The sequence below is a fragment of the Nocardia sp. NPDC058518 genome (assembly GCF_042719655.1).
GTDB lineage: Bacteria > Actinomycetota > Actinomycetes > Mycobacteriales > Mycobacteriaceae > Nocardia.
The window spans coordinates 350,517-363,346 of record NZ_JBHXNJ010000003.1; the positions used below are offsets into that span (position 1 = coordinate 350,517).

A 12,830-nucleotide genomic window follows, 5' to 3' on the forward strand; every position below is an offset into this window, starting at 1 on the left:
GCTGACCTTCCGGGTTCAACGGTACTGCTCTCAGCTGTTGTTTCGCCGGTATCGACGGAGCTGTTCGGCGTCAGGGAGCTATTTCGGCGCCCGCCATGACCGCTACGAAATCCTCAACTGAACATCGCTTACCTGATCAAGACCGCCCGCGCTTCAACTCCTCCTCGATAATGGCGGCGATCGCGGGATCGGCCTCGTTGTCGGTGTCCTCGACCTCGTGGTCGTCCTCGTCGTTGAGGTCGTCGCTGATCTGGAACTTCCCGCTGAAGTCCACCTTGTCCCACTTCTCGCTGAATGCGCCCATGTCAGCAGCTCCTGTCACTCGTAGTGCACATGGCATGTGAGGCAGATCACTCATGAGGCTATCGGCGGGCCGCAGACTGGGTCAAGATCACAGGGCAACCCGAAAGGGGCCGGTAATGCTCGACGCCGCGGCTCTCGGGATCGCGCGGGCGCGGCATCATCGCGCGGTGATGACTTCATTCGGCAAGCGAGCCGACTATGAGCGATCAGCGGGGCTTTACGAGATCATCAAGAGTTCTCCCAGTCGGACAAATCAATGCCGCTGCGGGCCATGGCGCGGCTGCACAAGGCGTTGAAGAAGTGCTCATCGATATCGCCGAAGAATGGGTGCCCCACCCCGTCCTCGACGTTACCGAAAACAGCGATTTCTCTGCCTTTTTCCTCGTCGAAGACGAGGGTCGATGCTGGCCACTGTCCCGACCGAACCTCGTCGAGAAGGATCTGCAGCAGTTCGGTGAAGTTGTCCGCACACACGAAGTGTCGGTCTTCGTTTCGCCCGAAATTGATGATCTGTCCACGAATCCCGTCCGAGTCCGGATCGAAGTCGAGACCGATGTAGTCACTTCTGGCCGGATCCGACCACAACGGAATCCAACCGGGCGAGGTGTACAACGGCCGCACTCGCCCCTCCGCACCCGACATAGCCTCACAGTCATCCTGCAGGTCTTCGATATCGTCCATCTCGCGTAGATCAACCCATTCCGACCAGCACTCTTCGATCAGCCCCGTCGACAAGAAGGAAAGGGTCGGAATGCACGGCACCGCGCCATCCTCGTCATGCGTGGCGGTATCGGTCAGCCGCTGACCGTTGTGCCTCATCAGCACGGCTTTCACATCGTCCGGAAGACGTTGGCCGAGTACGCATTCGAGCCTGTCGATGTCATCGCGGTCAGCGGGCGGGGCGAGGTTCTCATACGCCCGCGGAACGTTGACTCGCAGCCAACTCACATAATCTTCGAATAGTTCGATCGCCTGCACCACCGGAACATAACAGGCCACACCGACACAGGAACACGCCCATCGCCCCGATCCCGTTGCGCCAGGCCGACATTCGGAGGCGATCGTGGTGCCCAGCGTCGACACCGGCAAGACCGGTCGCACCGTTTCGGGCCAGAATCGCCAACAGGGATCCGTCACCACAACCTTTGCGACTTCGGGTCGCGACTCGGCGACACCACCATCCGCTCACAGTGCTATGTGTTTGTGCCGATTGTTCGCCTGCCACAACATGGTTCGTCCGTGTCACCACCGTCGTCGACGTCCGAACCCGGGGACGTACGAGACGTAGGCTTTCAGGATGCGGATCGGTGAGCTGTCCAAACGCACAGGCGTGAGTCCGCGCTCGTTGCGGTACTACGAGGAGCAGGGTCTGCTGACCAGCTCCCGCTCCGACGCCGGGCAGCGTCACTATTCCGATGCCGAGGTCGAGCGCGTGTCGCTCATCCGACAACTGTTCGACGCGGGTATGTCCAGCCGGGTGATAGCGACCGTGCTGCCGTGCGTGGAAACCCCCAGCGAACCGGAAATCATCGAGCAGGCGTTCGAGACGATGACGCGTGAGCGCGACCGGATCGACGCCGACATCGCGCACCTGATCGAGACCCGCACAGCGCTCGACGTGCTGATCGGGATAAACGCCCGGCACCAGGCGGAGCTGGCCGGCACTGCGGAGCCGACGGCTCGGTCTGCCTGATGCTGTGACCTGCCTCTCAACCGGTTGCCCCTTACATCTATGTGAGGGGTGAGGATTGCCTCAGCGCCCGGAACCACCGGGCCGGTCGGACGAGAGGCAGCAGGAAATGGGGCAGGCATGGGGTTTCAGCAGGTATGGCGGGCCCGAGGTGCAGGAGTTCTTCGATCGTCCCGATCCCGTTCCCGGTCGCGGCGAGATTCTGATCCGGGTCGACGTCGCCGGCGTGAACCCGCTCGATCACGCGCTGCGCTCGGGTCTGGTCCCCGGGCTCGACGGCGGCCGTCCGTTTCCGCTCGTGCTGGGCATGGAGGCAGCGGGAACCGTTCTCGCACTGGGTGATGAGGTCGACGGGCTCGAGGTGGGTGACGCGGTCTTCGGCTTCGCACTCACCGGTGGCGGCACCTACGCCGAGACGACCGTGCTGTCCGCACCGAACACCGCGCGCATCCCGGCCGGTCTGTCCGCGACGGTGGCGGCAACGCTGCCGGTGGCCGGGACGACCGCGGTGGATGCTCTCGACCAGCTCGGCCTCCCGGCCGGTGCCACGATCCTGGTCAACGGGGTCGGAGGTGGCGTCGGTCTCGCCGTCGCCCAGCTGGCTCGCGCACGCGAGCTGAGTGTGATCGGCACCGGGAGCGCAGCCAAACGCGAGCACGCCGACACCATCGGGGTGCGGTTCATCGACTACGCCGCTGGAGACGTCGCCGCCGCGGCGCGCGATCTCGCTCCGGGCGGCGTCGACGGAATCATCGACCTGGTCGGGGGCACCGCACTGCGGACGGTCGCTCCGCTGGCTCGGGACCCCCGCAATGTCATCGCCGTGGGTGATGCGTCCGTACCCGATCTCGGCGGGCGTTTCGTCGAACGCCGACTCGGCCGCGAGAACCTGGAGCGATCGGCCCGGCTGGCCCGCGACGGAATCCTCGCACCCGCGATCACCGCAGTCCATCCGCTCTCCGACGCCCCGGCCGCCCTCGCTACCGTCGAAAACGGCCACATCTCGGGCAAGGTCGTCATAAAGGTGACATGAGCAGCACCCGGTCGGCTGACGTCAAGAGCGGACCGCACACCGACCACTCCCGCACGACAACAACTTCGGTACGGACCTCATAACCAGCACTCGGCCTTTCGGTGCGTCCCGCCGACCTCGGACCGGCACGGCCACTTGGCCTTTCGAGAGGGCGCGCTGGCCGGTTCGGTCAGCGCGTCACGCGGCATTTCCGGGCGTTCGAGGAGCAGGATGTGCGCGACGACACGGAATTCTGCTTACGGGATGGGCCGGGTCCGCAGAGGAACCAAATTGATTGAGCGGCGCCCGCCCCGCGCGCAACCCGCCGCTGCCCTTGGGCCTGCGGCTATTCGGTTCAGCCATGGGTCAATTCCTCGGCCATGCGGGCGGTGATGACGGCCAGGACTCGAGCCGTGGTGGCCAGATCTTCGGCCGGGACCGCGCCGTAGGCGGCGGCCACGATCGCGCCGGATTCGGCGCGAACCTCGCCCACTACGGCATTGCCTGCGGTGGTGGGCTCGAGTCTGCCGTGGGGTGTGTTCGCCAGTAGGCCCTTGGCGAGTAGCGCATTCAGGGCAGTTTCGACCTCGGCGGGGGCCCACTGGGTCAATCCGGCGATCCGGTTGATGTGAGCGGCCCGCTCGACCGGCTCGCCAGTGGCTTGATTCAGCACGATCCACTGCTTCTCATCCAAAGTGGTGCCGGTCAGTGCACGGACCAGCACCGCGGTGTGGTGCTTCTCGGCCTGGCCGATGATCGATGGAGTCAAGGTGGCGGGGGCCGGAGCTGATCGGGTCGTGGTCACGGCGGCGACAGTGCTGCTCGCGGGCCGTCCGGCCTCGGCGGTCGTTCCACCGCAACCGGTAAGCAGCAATGTCGCACCGATGGCCGAGACCGCTACGCCGACAACGGTAATTCTGCTGTTCATTTCGTGAAACCTCTTCTATGTGGATGGACGAACCCGCAACGGTGCTCGCGCGCCACCTGCCCACGCTCGCAAAAGCTATGGTCCGGTGGCGAATTCGGGTTCAGGCGTTGGCCAATTCCTGGGCCATGCGGGTGGTGATGGTGGCCAGGACTCGAGCCGCGGTGGCCAGATCTTCGGCCGGGACCGCGCCGTAGGCGGCGGCCACGATCGCGCCGGATTCGGCGCGAACCTTGCTCACCACGGCCTTGCCGGTGTCGGCGGGCTCGAGCAGTCCGTGGGGTGTGGTGGCCAGCAGAGCACTGGCGAGCAGTGCGTTCACTGCGGTCTCGACCTCGGTGCGGGCCCACTGAGTCATTGCGGCGATCCGGGCGATGTGGGCGCCCGGATCGACCGGCTCGCCAGCGGCAAGGGCTTGATTCAGCACGATCCACTGCTTCTCATCCAGGGTGGTGCCGGCCAGTGCGCGGGTCAGGACCGCGGTGTGGTGCTTCTCGGCCTGGCCGATGATCGAGGGGTTCAGGGTGGTCGAGGCGGTAGCGGTGCTCATTGCGATCTCCTGGTTCGGATGATGCTCGGTGTCGTGAACGATTCTGACACTAAGTGTCATACGTGCGCAAGTCCCAATTCAAACTGCGGTTCTTTTGGGCCTGAGGTTCTTCGCGCGCTAGGATCTCGGTATGCCTTCAGACGACCGCGCCCTGCCGCTGCGGGAACGCAAGCGGATCCGCACCCGCCGCGCCCTTGCCGACGCCGCCCTGGCGCTGTTCACCGAGAAGGGTTTCGCCTCCACCACCGTGGAGGAACTGGTCGAGGCAGCAGAGGTCTCGCGCAGCACGTTCTTCCGGGCATTCCCCACCAAGGAGGCAGTGGCCGTCGAGGCCGAGACCGAGCTCTGGACCGGCTATCTCCAAGCCCTCGCCGCGAGTGAACTCACCGGGCCGATCCTCACCGCGTTACGCGACGTCCTCACCGACACGGCGACCGCGCTTCCCGACGACTGGGATGAGCGCTACATCGCCACACGCAGCCTGATCCTGACCGCCCCCAGCCTGCTCGGCTACGTCGAATACGCCCGCTCGGATGTGGAAACCGAAGTGACAGCACACCTTTCGGGCAAACTGGCCCTGCCCCCCGGCGATCTGCGCCTCCGCATCCTCGCCGAGCTGACCACTACGGCCTGGAGCATCGCCGGGCGTGGCTGGGTCGCCGCCGACGGCGCCGGCGGCCGATCCGCGCTCATCACCCGCCTGCACGAAGCCTTCGCCGCCATCCCCGACGCCCTGCGAACAACGGCTCCAACGCTCGCATAGGCACCGGCGCTACCAAGAGTTGCCCAACCCCGCCGACTAGAGTTTCTCGTGTGTCAGGCTGTCGCTGGATGCGCCGTGCTGGATTCGCATGAGGGCCGTCGTGTACGACCGCTACGGCGGCCCCGAGGTGCTGTCGCTCGTTGAGGTCCCAGCACCATCCCCAGGGCCGAAACAGGTACTCGTCCAGGTGCACGCGACGTCGATCAACCTCTCCGACTGGGAGACATTGCGGGGGACGCCGCTGTATTCGCGCATCGGCGGGCTCCGGGCACCTAGGCGCCCGGTTCTCGGATCCGATATCGCCGGACGGGTCGAAGTCGTCGGCTCGGAGGTCACGCTGTTCGCGCCGGGTGACGAGGTCTACGGCGACAATCTCATGCTCAAGGGTGGGTTCGCGGAATATGCGGTGGTTCCTGAATCGGCGCTGGCCCACAAACCGGTGTCGCTGAGCTTCGCCGAAGCGTCGACGCTGCCACAGGCGGGGGCTATAGCACTGCAGGGCACGGCCGGCATCGCAGCCGGTATGTCGGTGTTGATCAACGGAGCCGGCGGCGGGTCCGGAGCGTTTGCGATCCAGCTGGCCAAGAGAGCCGGGGCTCACGTGACCGGGGTGGACAACGCGACCAAACTGGCGTTCATGCGCACGCTCGGCGCCGACGAAGTCATCGACTATCGCGCTGAGGACTTCACCCGAACCGGACCGTACGACCGGGTACTCGACCTCGTCGCCCACCGGTCGGTCTTCGCCTATCGCAGGTCGGTCGCGCGTGGCGGCCGGTACCGCTGCGTCGGCGGCACCACGCGCGCGGTGGTGCTGTTGGCGACGGTCGGCGTGGTCGCCGGAATGGTGACCGGCCGCGGGCTCGGGGTCCTCGCGGTGAAGGAAGGGCCCGCGCACTTCACACCCCTCGCGGAGTCGTGTGTCGCGGGACGGATCGGTATCCACATCGACCGCAGTTTCCCCCTCGACGAGACCGCGAACGCGCTGGCCCACGTCGGTGCGGGACGCGCCCTGGGCAAAGTGGTGGTCGAGATCCGCTGATCGGCACCACCGGATGTTCTGCGCCGCAACCGATCGGTGCCGCGACGGCCGCCGCACCGATATGTTCTCTGCTGTTCGCCCAGAGCAGACTATGAGCAGCTGACGGACGGACACCGCCCGTGGCGACACACGGATGCGGACGTTCGCAGATCGCGCGCCCAGCGGCATTTGCGGATGTAATCGCTAGAGGCGGATCGCCGTACGGACGAGGTCGGCGATGGCTTTGGATCTGCTGTGTGGTGGCCAGGCGATGACGGTCGTGACGGCCGGTGCGTCCGGCACCGGCACGGTGGCGTGATCGTCGCGTAGCTGAGCGCGGAGCGACTCGGGCACGACCGCGCAGGCCCGTCCGAGCGTGATCAGCTGGGTCAACTGGGTGTGGTCGCGAACCTGCGGGCCGGGGCCGTCCGGATAGCTTCCGTCCCGTCGGGGCCAGCGCGGCAGGGGCAGGTCGGTAAGGGCGTTGACCTCGGCCATCGATATGTGGGGTCGGTTGGCGAGGTGGTGCCCCGCGGGCAGGACCACGATCTGCTGTTCGGTGTGCAGGTCCTCGGTGTCGAATCCGGTCGTCGTGTCGTAGGGCCGGTGGAGCAGAGCAACGTCGGCACTCCCGTTGCGTAGCAGTCTTTCCGGTTCGCCGGGTCCGCAGAGCACCACCTCGACTGCGACAGCGCAGGGATCTGCGGCATAGGCGTCCAGCAGCTTCGACAGCAGTTCGCTGGAGGCTCCCGCCTTGGTGGCCAGCACGACACCGGGCAGGTCGGCAGCGGCGCGGCGAGTGCGGCGCTCGGCGGCTTCGACCGCTTCGAGAGCGGTCCGGGCCTCCCGCAGCAGCACCGACCCTGCCTCGGTCAAACTGATCGCGCGGGTATTGCGGTGCAGCAGAACGACTCCGAGTCGCCGTTCGAGCTGCTGGATCGCCCGCGACAGCGGTGGTTGCGCCATCGCGAGCCGTTGTGCCGCCCGCCCGAAGTGCAGCTCCTCGGCGACCGCGACGAAGTATCGCAACTCCCGAGTCTCCACCCTGTGATCGTATCCGGCGCTCACCACGACCAATACCCGTGCGGTATCGCCGCTCACCCAATCGGTCTTGGACGCACCACCCGGGTCCGCAACATGATCAACGGCATGAGTGAACCGACGATCGCGCTGGTGACCGGCGCGAACAAAGGAATCGGATACGAGATCGCGGCGGGGCTCGGCGCCCTCGGCTGGCGAATCGGTGTGGGCGCGAGGGATCGACAACGCCGCGAGACCGCGGTGGAGAAGCTGCGCGCGGCCGGGATCGACGCGTTCGGTGTGCCGCTCGACGTGGACGACGACGCGAGTGCCGTCGCCGCGGCCGAGCTGATCGCCGACCGTGCCGGAGGGCTCGACGTCCTGGTCAACAATGCCGCGATCACCGGCGGCATGCCACAGACACCCACGACGGTCGACCCCGCGACCGTGCGAGCTGTCATGGAAACCAACGTGATCGGCGTCATCCGGGTCACCAACGCGATGCTGCCCATGCTGCGCGGCTCGGCGTCACCGCGAATCGTCAACATGTCCAGCAGCGTGGGCTCGCTCGCCCTGCAGACCGCGCCCGGCGCCGATATGGGCCCGGTTCCCGCTGCGTACTCGTCGTCGAAGACCTTCCTCAACGCCGTCACCATCCAATACGTCAAGGAACTGCGCGACACCAACATCCTGATCAACTCCGGCTGCCCCGGTTTCACCGCCACCGACCTCAATGGCTTCCGAGGCGTCCGCACACCGCAACAGGGTGCGGCGATCGCGATTCACCTCGCGACCCTGCCCGATGACGGACCGACCGGCGGCTTCTTCGACGACGCGGGAACAGTGCCCTGGTGACGGCACACTGGTGCGAACGCCCTCACGCGCCTGTTGAGCGAGTTCGCGCCAGTGATAGCCCTTTTGGCGCATGAGCCGCAGGATCCGGCTCGTCCCCGCAACGCCCGAATCAGCCTTCAGGCCATGATATTTCGCCGCGCGTTGGCGAGGTTGGCGATCAGCTCCGCACGGGTCTGTGACTCGTGCGCGACCCAGGCGGGCTGGCCGGGACCGCTGCGCCAGGATTCGTTCAGCGGACTGTTGTCGACGGTGTCGAAGCCGAACTGGTCATACAGTCGGGTCACGAGATCCACCGCCTCGGGAAAGTCGCTCGACGCCGACAACGCCAGCCGGCCCGTAGTTCCCGCTGGTCGACCCGCAGTGGTGATGCGGGGAGCCTGGATGTGGGTGAAAGCCTTGACCACTTTGGAGGTGGGTAGATGATCCTGGCGCAGCTCGTGGACGGTCTTCTCCCCTGATTCGACAACCGGGAACCGGCCGTCGCGCCAGGCCATGTAGTTGTTCGTGTCCAGCACGATTTTTCCCGCGAGCTGATCGACGGGCATATCGTTGACCATCCTGAGTGGCACTGCCACCACGACGAATTCACCGGCGGCAGCGGCTCCGGCGGCGGTCGCGGCGCGCGCTGATGGGCCGAGTTCAGCGATCAGGTCATGGAGAGTCTCTGGTCCTCGCGAATTGGCGATGACGACGTCGTAGCCGTTCGCGATGGCCGCACGGGCGATCTGGCTACCGATTTCGCCCGCGCCGATGATGCCGATTGCTGTCATTGGTGTCTTCCCTGTGGTGGCGGCGACGTGAGTTGTCAGCGCGCGAAGGCGCTTTCGATCATGTGCAACGCGGCGCTCTTGGCGCGCAACAACTCGTCTTCGCCGATGCCCGACTTGTGCAGGAATTCGATTCCCTGCATGACGGTGATCAGCGCACGGGCGGTCTGCTCGGCATCGATGTCGGCGTCGATTTCACCGGATTCCTTGGCCTGGTCGATCTGCCGAACGAACAATTCGAGCGTTCCGGCGTATGCCTGGCAGGCCAGGGCGCGGACCTGCTCGTCCTGGGAGCTCAGCGCCGCAGCACTATTGGCCATCAGGCAGCCTTGCGGCGGCAACTCCAGGCGGCCGCCGTCGTCGAACGTGACCGCCGAGGTGAGTCCGTGCCATGGGCTCGGATCAGCGGCGACCGCCGCCTCGAGCCCAGCGGACTGGCGGGCGCAGTAGTCCTCCAGAATCCGGACGAACAAGTCGTGCTTGTTGCCGAACGCTCCGTACAAACTCTGGGTTCCGACTCCGGTCGCGTCGGTGAGGTCCTGGACCGACGTGGCCGCGTAGCCATCGCGCCAGAACCTGCCTCTCGCGGCGGTGAGCACAGCCTGCTCGTCGAACTTCCTCGGCCTGGCCATGTCTCGAACCTACCAGTTATGGAGGAAACACTCAATAATTGACAGGGCGTGCCGCCTTTGTAATTGTTGATCGATCACTCCATAACTCGACAGCAAGGATGACGCACATGGTGACAGGACCGCTCGCAGGCAAGACCGCCCTGGTGACAGGGGGATCCCGGGGCGTCGGCGCCGGCATCGTCGCACGATTGGCGGCCGACGGCGCACGGGTGGCATTCACCTACGCGAGTTCCACCGAGCGCGCGCAGGCGGTGGCCGCTGCTGCCGCCTCGACGGAAGGCGTCGCCTACGCGATCCGCGCCGACAGCCTGGCCGAGGAAGAAGTCGTATCCGCGGTCGCGCACACTGTCGACCGGTTCGGTGGCCTCGACATCCTGGTCAACAACGCCGGTGTCGGCAGTTTCACCGAGATCACCGACCTGACGATGGCAGAGATCGACGCGATGCTGACGGTGAACGTGCGGTCGGCCATCGTGGCTATCCGAGAGTCGCTGGCGCACTTGGGCGACGGCGGGCGGATCATCAATATCGGCAGCATCAACGCCGATCGCATGCCCTTCCCCGGCGGGTCGATCTACGCCATGACCAAGGGCGCGCTGGCCAGCCTGACCCGTGGCCTCGCCCGCGAGCTGGCCCCGAAGGGCATCACCATCAACAACATTCAGCCCGGCCCGGTCGACACCGACGCCAACCCGGCCGACGGCCCCGCCGCGTCGGCCATGCTCGGCGTGATGGCGGTCGACCGGTTCGGGACCTCTTCGGAGGTCGGGGCTTTCGTGTCCTTCCTCGCCGGGCCGGATGCCGCCTACATCACCGGCTCCAGTCTGAACATCGACGGTGGATTCGGCGGCTGACCACGGGCCGACGGCACGACCGATCACCGGCGCAGGCCGCCCAGCGATCTGGTCGGCCGTGCACCGGTGAAAGACGTCAGGCCTGCGCGTACTCGGCTGCGACGTCGAGGATCCAGGTGACGCCGAAGCGATCGCGCAGCATCCCGAACCCGGGCGCCCACTGCGCCGGGCCGAATTCCTCGATGACGCTCGCCCCGTCCGCGAGGCGTTCCCACAGTGCGCCGACCTCATCGACGGTGTCGCCACGGACGGAGAGGAAGAACGGTTCCGAGGTGAGCGTTGTGCCGTTCTCGCGACGGGTAGTGGGCGCGCCCTGAGCGACCGGTGCGTTCGCACCGGGCACGTCGTAGGCCATCACCCGGAAGCCGTTGTCGGCGATGACCTGGCCGAACACCACCTTCGTGGCGTCGGGCAACTCGGCGGGCAGCCCGAAATCGCCGTAGGTGGCGATGGTGGTCTGCCCGCCGAACACCGACTGGTAGAACTCGAGGGCCGCGCGAGCCTGACCGTGGAAGTTCAAGTGGGCGACTGTGTTTACCGACATGATGACGAGGTCCTTTCAGCGGTGATCTCGTCACCGGAGGTTCCGGCGACAAATGCCACCCTGTCAGCGGTACAGGACAGGGAATGTCCGCTATTGATGGCAGCCTGGTCACCATGCCGATCGCGTCTTCGAAGGTGACCTCCCGCCGTCTGCTCTCGCTGTTGTCGTTGCTGCAGGTCCGCCGTGACTGGCCGGGCATGCTGCTCGCCCAGCGGCTGGCGGTGAGCGAACGCACGGTTCGCCGCGACGTCGAGCGGCTGCGCGAGCTCGGCTATCCCATTCACGCGGTGAAGGGACCCGAGGGTGGTTATCGGCTCGAGGCGGGCAGCGAGCTGCCCCCGCTGCTGTTCGACGACGAACAGGCGGTCGCGCTCGCGGTGGCGTTGCGGATCGCGGTTGGGACAGGAGCGGGTATCGAAGAGGCCGCCGCACGCGCTTTGGCAACGGTGCGGCAGGTCCTGCCGTCGCGCCTGCGCCAACGCGTCGACGCCCTCGATGTGATCGCGGTCGAATCGGCCGGGCGCGGCGCGGATCCCCAAGTCGACACCGCCGTGCTGCTCGCACTCAGCGCCGCCATCCGGTCCTCAGAGGAGCTGCGGTTCGACTACCGGTCGGCAACAGGGCCGCACGATCCGGGGTTGCTCCCGGCGCGACGGGTGCAGCCGCACCACCTCGTGGTCCGGGGTGGGCGCTGGTACCTGATCGGGTGGGATCCCGAGCGGCAGGATTGGCGGATTCATCGTGCCGACCGGCTGACATTGCGCGTCCCCAACGGGCCGCGCTTCACCCCACGCGAAGTGCCGGGTGGTGACGTCGCCGCGTTCCTTTCGGCCCGGTTCAAAGGCTCCGACACCGCGAACACCTGGCCCTGTCGCGGCGAGGTGGTCCTCGACCTGCCCGTCGCACAGGTGGCACCGTTCGCCGGCGACGGAATCGTCGAGGAACTCGGCCCCGCGCGAACCAGACTCCTGACCGGCTCCTGGTCCTGGCCCGCACTCGCCGCGACGCTGGCGCGTTTCGACACCGAGATCGAGGTCGTGGGCCCGGACGCACTGCGTGAGGCCTTCGCCGCGTTGTCCAGGCGCGCCGCACGCGCCGCACACCCAGGAACACAAGACTGCGCGAAGGCTCGCTAGTTGGAACACTGAACCAAATTGGTACAGCATTCCAAACCTTGATACCGTGGAGGCATGACAGCGCGAGCCCACCCACCTCGGCGACGTAACCAGGTGCTCGCCCGGGAGCAGATCATCGATACCGCGATCGAGCTGCTCGACGCGGGCGGCGAGGGTGCGCTGACAGTCCGGGCGCTGACCGAGCGCCTGGCCACCGGGTCCGGCGCGATCTACTACCACGTAGGCGCCAGGGACGAACTGCTGGATGCGGCAACGGAAAAGGTCATCACCTCGGCGCTGGCGACCGAGTCCTCCCCCGCGGTGGCCACACCCGAGGACGAGATTCGCGGTGCCGCGCTGGCACTGTTCGACGCCATAGCCGAACACCGGTGGCTGGCCACGCGGCTGACCCTGCAGATCATCCGGAACCCGGCCGGACCGGTGACGGTGGGGATCTTCGAAAGGATCGGCCGACAGGTGCGCGCCTTGGGCGTGCCGCGAGCCTCCTGGTTCCACGCGACGTCGACGCTCGTGCACTACATCCTCGGCGCCGTCAGCCAGAACGCCCGCATCGACGGGGACACCTCGGGCATCCAGCCGGACGTGGATCGCGAAGAGTTCTTCGACGCGACGTCGACAGCGTGGCAGGAGCTCGATCCCGAGGACTACCCGTTCATGCACGCCATCGCGGGGCAGGCAAGGGAGCACGACGACCGCGAACAGTTCCTCACCGGCATCGCCATCGTCCTCGCCGGTCTGACCCATCTCCGGTAGCTACG

At 66.5% G+C, this 12,830-nt stretch carries 16 protein-coding genes; 8 read left to right on the forward strand and 8 right to left on the reverse strand.

Features of this window, described 5'->3' with window-relative positions:
• Positions 1 to 136 precede the first annotated feature (136 nt).
• Positions 137 to 304, reverse strand: coding sequence for a hypothetical protein (locus ACFWPX_RS08645; RefSeq protein ID WP_378918094.1), 168 nt, complete (start codon positions 302 to 304; stop codon positions 137 to 139).
• A gap of 227 nt (positions 305 to 531) precedes the next feature.
• Positions 532 to 1,281 (reverse strand): SMI1/KNR4 family protein, encoded by a 750-nt coding sequence (locus ACFWPX_RS08650; RefSeq protein ID WP_378926869.1) that lies wholly within the window; start codon positions 1,279 to 1,281, stop codon positions 532 to 534.
• A gap of 319 nt (positions 1,282 to 1,600) precedes the next feature.
• On the opposite strand from ACFWPX_RS08650, the gene ACFWPX_RS08655 reads away from it, so the two are divergent.
• Together ACFWPX_RS08655 and ACFWPX_RS08660 are read left to right on the forward strand one after the other, a co-directional pair.
• A complete protein-coding gene (locus ACFWPX_RS08655; protein ID WP_378926870.1) occupies positions 1,601 to 1,996 on the forward strand; it encodes a MerR family transcriptional regulator in 396 nt (131 codons plus the stop codon).
• Positions 1,997 to 2,102: 106 nt separating this feature from the next.
• Positions 2,103 to 3,026, forward strand: a complete 924-nt coding sequence (locus tag ACFWPX_RS08660; RefSeq protein ID WP_378926871.1) for an NADP-dependent oxidoreductase — start codon at positions 2,103 to 2,105, stop codon at positions 3,024 to 3,026.
• Between the two features lie 334 nt (positions 3,027 to 3,360).
• On the opposite strand, the gene ACFWPX_RS08665 is transcribed toward ACFWPX_RS08660, so the two are convergent.
• Positions 3,361 to 3,933 (reverse strand): hypothetical protein, encoded by a 573-nt coding sequence (locus tag ACFWPX_RS08665; RefSeq protein WP_378926872.1) that lies wholly within the window; start codon positions 3,931 to 3,933, stop codon positions 3,361 to 3,363.
• A 100-nt stretch (positions 3,934 to 4,033) separates the two neighbouring features.
• Positions 4,034 to 4,480 carry a hypothetical protein gene (locus ACFWPX_RS08670; protein WP_378926873.1) on the reverse strand — a complete coding sequence of 149 codons (447 nt, stop codon included), beginning with the start codon at positions 4,478 to 4,480 and terminating at the stop codon, positions 4,034 to 4,036.
• A gap of 130 nt (positions 4,481 to 4,610) precedes the next feature.
• Here ACFWPX_RS08670 and ACFWPX_RS08675 point away from each other — a divergent pair, with 130 nt between their 5' ends.
• Both ACFWPX_RS08675 and ACFWPX_RS08680 read left to right on the forward strand, forming a co-directional pair.
• Positions 4,611 to 5,243 (forward strand): TetR/AcrR family transcriptional regulator, encoded by a 633-nt coding sequence (locus ACFWPX_RS08675; RefSeq protein ID WP_378918107.1) that lies wholly within the window; start codon positions 4,611 to 4,613, stop codon positions 5,241 to 5,243.
• Between the two features lie 88 nt (positions 5,244 to 5,331).
• A complete protein-coding gene (locus ACFWPX_RS08680; RefSeq protein ID WP_378926874.1) occupies positions 5,332 to 6,285 on the forward strand; it encodes an NAD(P)-dependent alcohol dehydrogenase in 954 nt (317 codons plus the stop codon).
• Between the two features lie 183 nt (positions 6,286 to 6,468).
• On the opposite strand, the gene ACFWPX_RS08685 is transcribed toward ACFWPX_RS08680, so the two are convergent.
• Positions 6,469 to 7,308: a LysR family transcriptional regulator gene (locus ACFWPX_RS08685; RefSeq protein WP_378926875.1), complete on the reverse strand. Its 840-nt coding sequence runs from the start codon at positions 7,306 to 7,308 to the stop codon at positions 6,469 to 6,471.
• 105 nt (positions 7,309 to 7,413) lie between these two features.
• On the opposite strand from ACFWPX_RS08685, the gene ACFWPX_RS08690 reads away from it, so the two are divergent.
• Entirely contained in the window at positions 7,414 to 8,139 is a 726-nt protein-coding gene (locus ACFWPX_RS08690; RefSeq protein ID WP_378926876.1) for an SDR family NAD(P)-dependent oxidoreductase, read from the forward strand.
• Between the two features lie 116 nt (positions 8,140 to 8,255).
• Here the strand turns inward: ACFWPX_RS08690 and ACFWPX_RS08695 are convergent, their stop codons facing one another.
• Complete coding sequence (locus ACFWPX_RS08695; protein ID WP_378918115.1) at positions 8,256 to 8,909, reverse strand: NADPH-dependent F420 reductase; 654 nt, start codon at positions 8,907 to 8,909, stop codon at positions 8,256 to 8,258.
• A 35-nt stretch (positions 8,910 to 8,944) separates the two neighbouring features.
• Complete coding sequence (locus tag ACFWPX_RS08700; RefSeq protein WP_378926877.1) at positions 8,945 to 9,538, reverse strand: TetR/AcrR family transcriptional regulator; 594 nt, start codon at positions 9,536 to 9,538, stop codon at positions 8,945 to 8,947.
• Between the two features lie 107 nt (positions 9,539 to 9,645).
• Between ACFWPX_RS08700 and ACFWPX_RS08705 the strand changes: the two genes are divergently transcribed.
• Positions 9,646 to 10,392 carry an SDR family oxidoreductase gene (locus ACFWPX_RS08705; protein ID WP_378926878.1) on the forward strand — a complete coding sequence of 249 codons (747 nt, stop codon included), beginning with the start codon at positions 9,646 to 9,648 and terminating at the stop codon, positions 10,390 to 10,392.
• 76 nt (positions 10,393 to 10,468) lie between these two features.
• On the opposite strand, the gene ACFWPX_RS08710 is transcribed toward ACFWPX_RS08705, so the two are convergent.
• Positions 10,469 to 10,936: a VOC family protein gene (locus ACFWPX_RS08710; protein WP_378926879.1), complete on the reverse strand. Its 468-nt coding sequence runs from the start codon at positions 10,934 to 10,936 to the stop codon at positions 10,469 to 10,471.
• Between the two features lie 83 nt (positions 10,937 to 11,019).
• Here ACFWPX_RS08710 and ACFWPX_RS08715 point away from each other — a divergent pair, with 83 nt between their 5' ends.
• Together ACFWPX_RS08715 and ACFWPX_RS08720 are read left to right on the forward strand one after the other, a co-directional pair.
• Complete coding sequence (locus tag ACFWPX_RS08715; RefSeq protein WP_378926880.1) at positions 11,020 to 12,072, forward strand: helix-turn-helix transcriptional regulator; 1,053 nt, start codon at positions 11,020 to 11,022, stop codon at positions 12,070 to 12,072.
• 54 nt (positions 12,073 to 12,126) lie between these two features.
• Positions 12,127 to 12,825: a TetR/AcrR family transcriptional regulator gene (locus ACFWPX_RS08720; protein ID WP_378926882.1), complete on the forward strand. Its 699-nt coding sequence runs from the start codon at positions 12,127 to 12,129 to the stop codon at positions 12,823 to 12,825.
• The last annotated feature ends 5 nt before the right edge of the window (positions 12,826 to 12,830 follow it).

What these genes read in the sequence shown, in the direction of transcription:
- ACFWPX_RS08710 (WP_378926879.1), bottom strand. Translation starts at nt 10,936, where the DNA reads ATGTCGGTAAACACAGTCGCCCACTTGAACTTCCACGGTCAGGCTCGC.
- ACFWPX_RS08665 (WP_378926872.1), bottom strand. Translation starts at nt 3,933, where the DNA reads ATGAACAGCAGAATTACCGTTGTCGGCGTAGCGGTCTCGGCCATCGGT.
- ACFWPX_RS08720 (WP_378926882.1), top strand. Translation starts at nt 12,127, where the DNA reads ATGACAGCGCGAGCCCACCCACCTCGGCGACGTAACCAGGTGCTCGCC.
- ACFWPX_RS08680 (WP_378926874.1), top strand. Translation starts at nt 5,332, where the DNA reads ATGAGGGCCGTCGTGTACGACCGCTACGGCGGCCCCGAGGTGCTGTCG.
- ACFWPX_RS08695 (WP_378918115.1), bottom strand. Translation starts at nt 8,909, where the DNA reads ATGACAGCAATCGGCATCATCGGCGCGGGCGAAATCGGTAGCCAGATC.
- ACFWPX_RS08645 (WP_378918094.1), bottom strand. Translation starts at nt 304, where the DNA reads ATGGGCGCATTCAGCGAGAAGTGGGACAAGGTGGACTTCAGCGGGAAG.
- ACFWPX_RS08660 (WP_378926871.1), top strand. Translation starts at nt 2,103, where the DNA reads ATGGGGCAGGCATGGGGTTTCAGCAGGTATGGCGGGCCCGAGGTGCAG.
- ACFWPX_RS08700 (WP_378926877.1), bottom strand. Translation starts at nt 9,538, where the DNA reads ATGGCCAGGCCGAGGAAGTTCGACGAGCAGGCTGTGCTCACCGCCGCG.
- ACFWPX_RS08715 (WP_378926880.1), top strand. Translation starts at nt 11,020, where the DNA reads ATGTCCGCTATTGATGGCAGCCTGGTCACCATGCCGATCGCGTCTTCG.
- ACFWPX_RS08655 (WP_378926870.1), top strand. Translation starts at nt 1,601, where the DNA reads ATGCGGATCGGTGAGCTGTCCAAACGCACAGGCGTGAGTCCGCGCTCG.
- ACFWPX_RS08675 (WP_378918107.1), top strand. Translation starts at nt 4,611, where the DNA reads ATGCCTTCAGACGACCGCGCCCTGCCGCTGCGGGAACGCAAGCGGATC.
- ACFWPX_RS08690 (WP_378926876.1), top strand. Translation starts at nt 7,414, where the DNA reads ATGAGTGAACCGACGATCGCGCTGGTGACCGGCGCGAACAAAGGAATC.
- ACFWPX_RS08705 (WP_378926878.1), top strand. Translation starts at nt 9,646, where the DNA reads ATGGTGACAGGACCGCTCGCAGGCAAGACCGCCCTGGTGACAGGGGGA.
- ACFWPX_RS08670 (WP_378926873.1), bottom strand. Translation starts at nt 4,480, where the DNA reads ATGAGCACCGCTACCGCCTCGACCACCCTGAACCCCTCGATCATCGGC.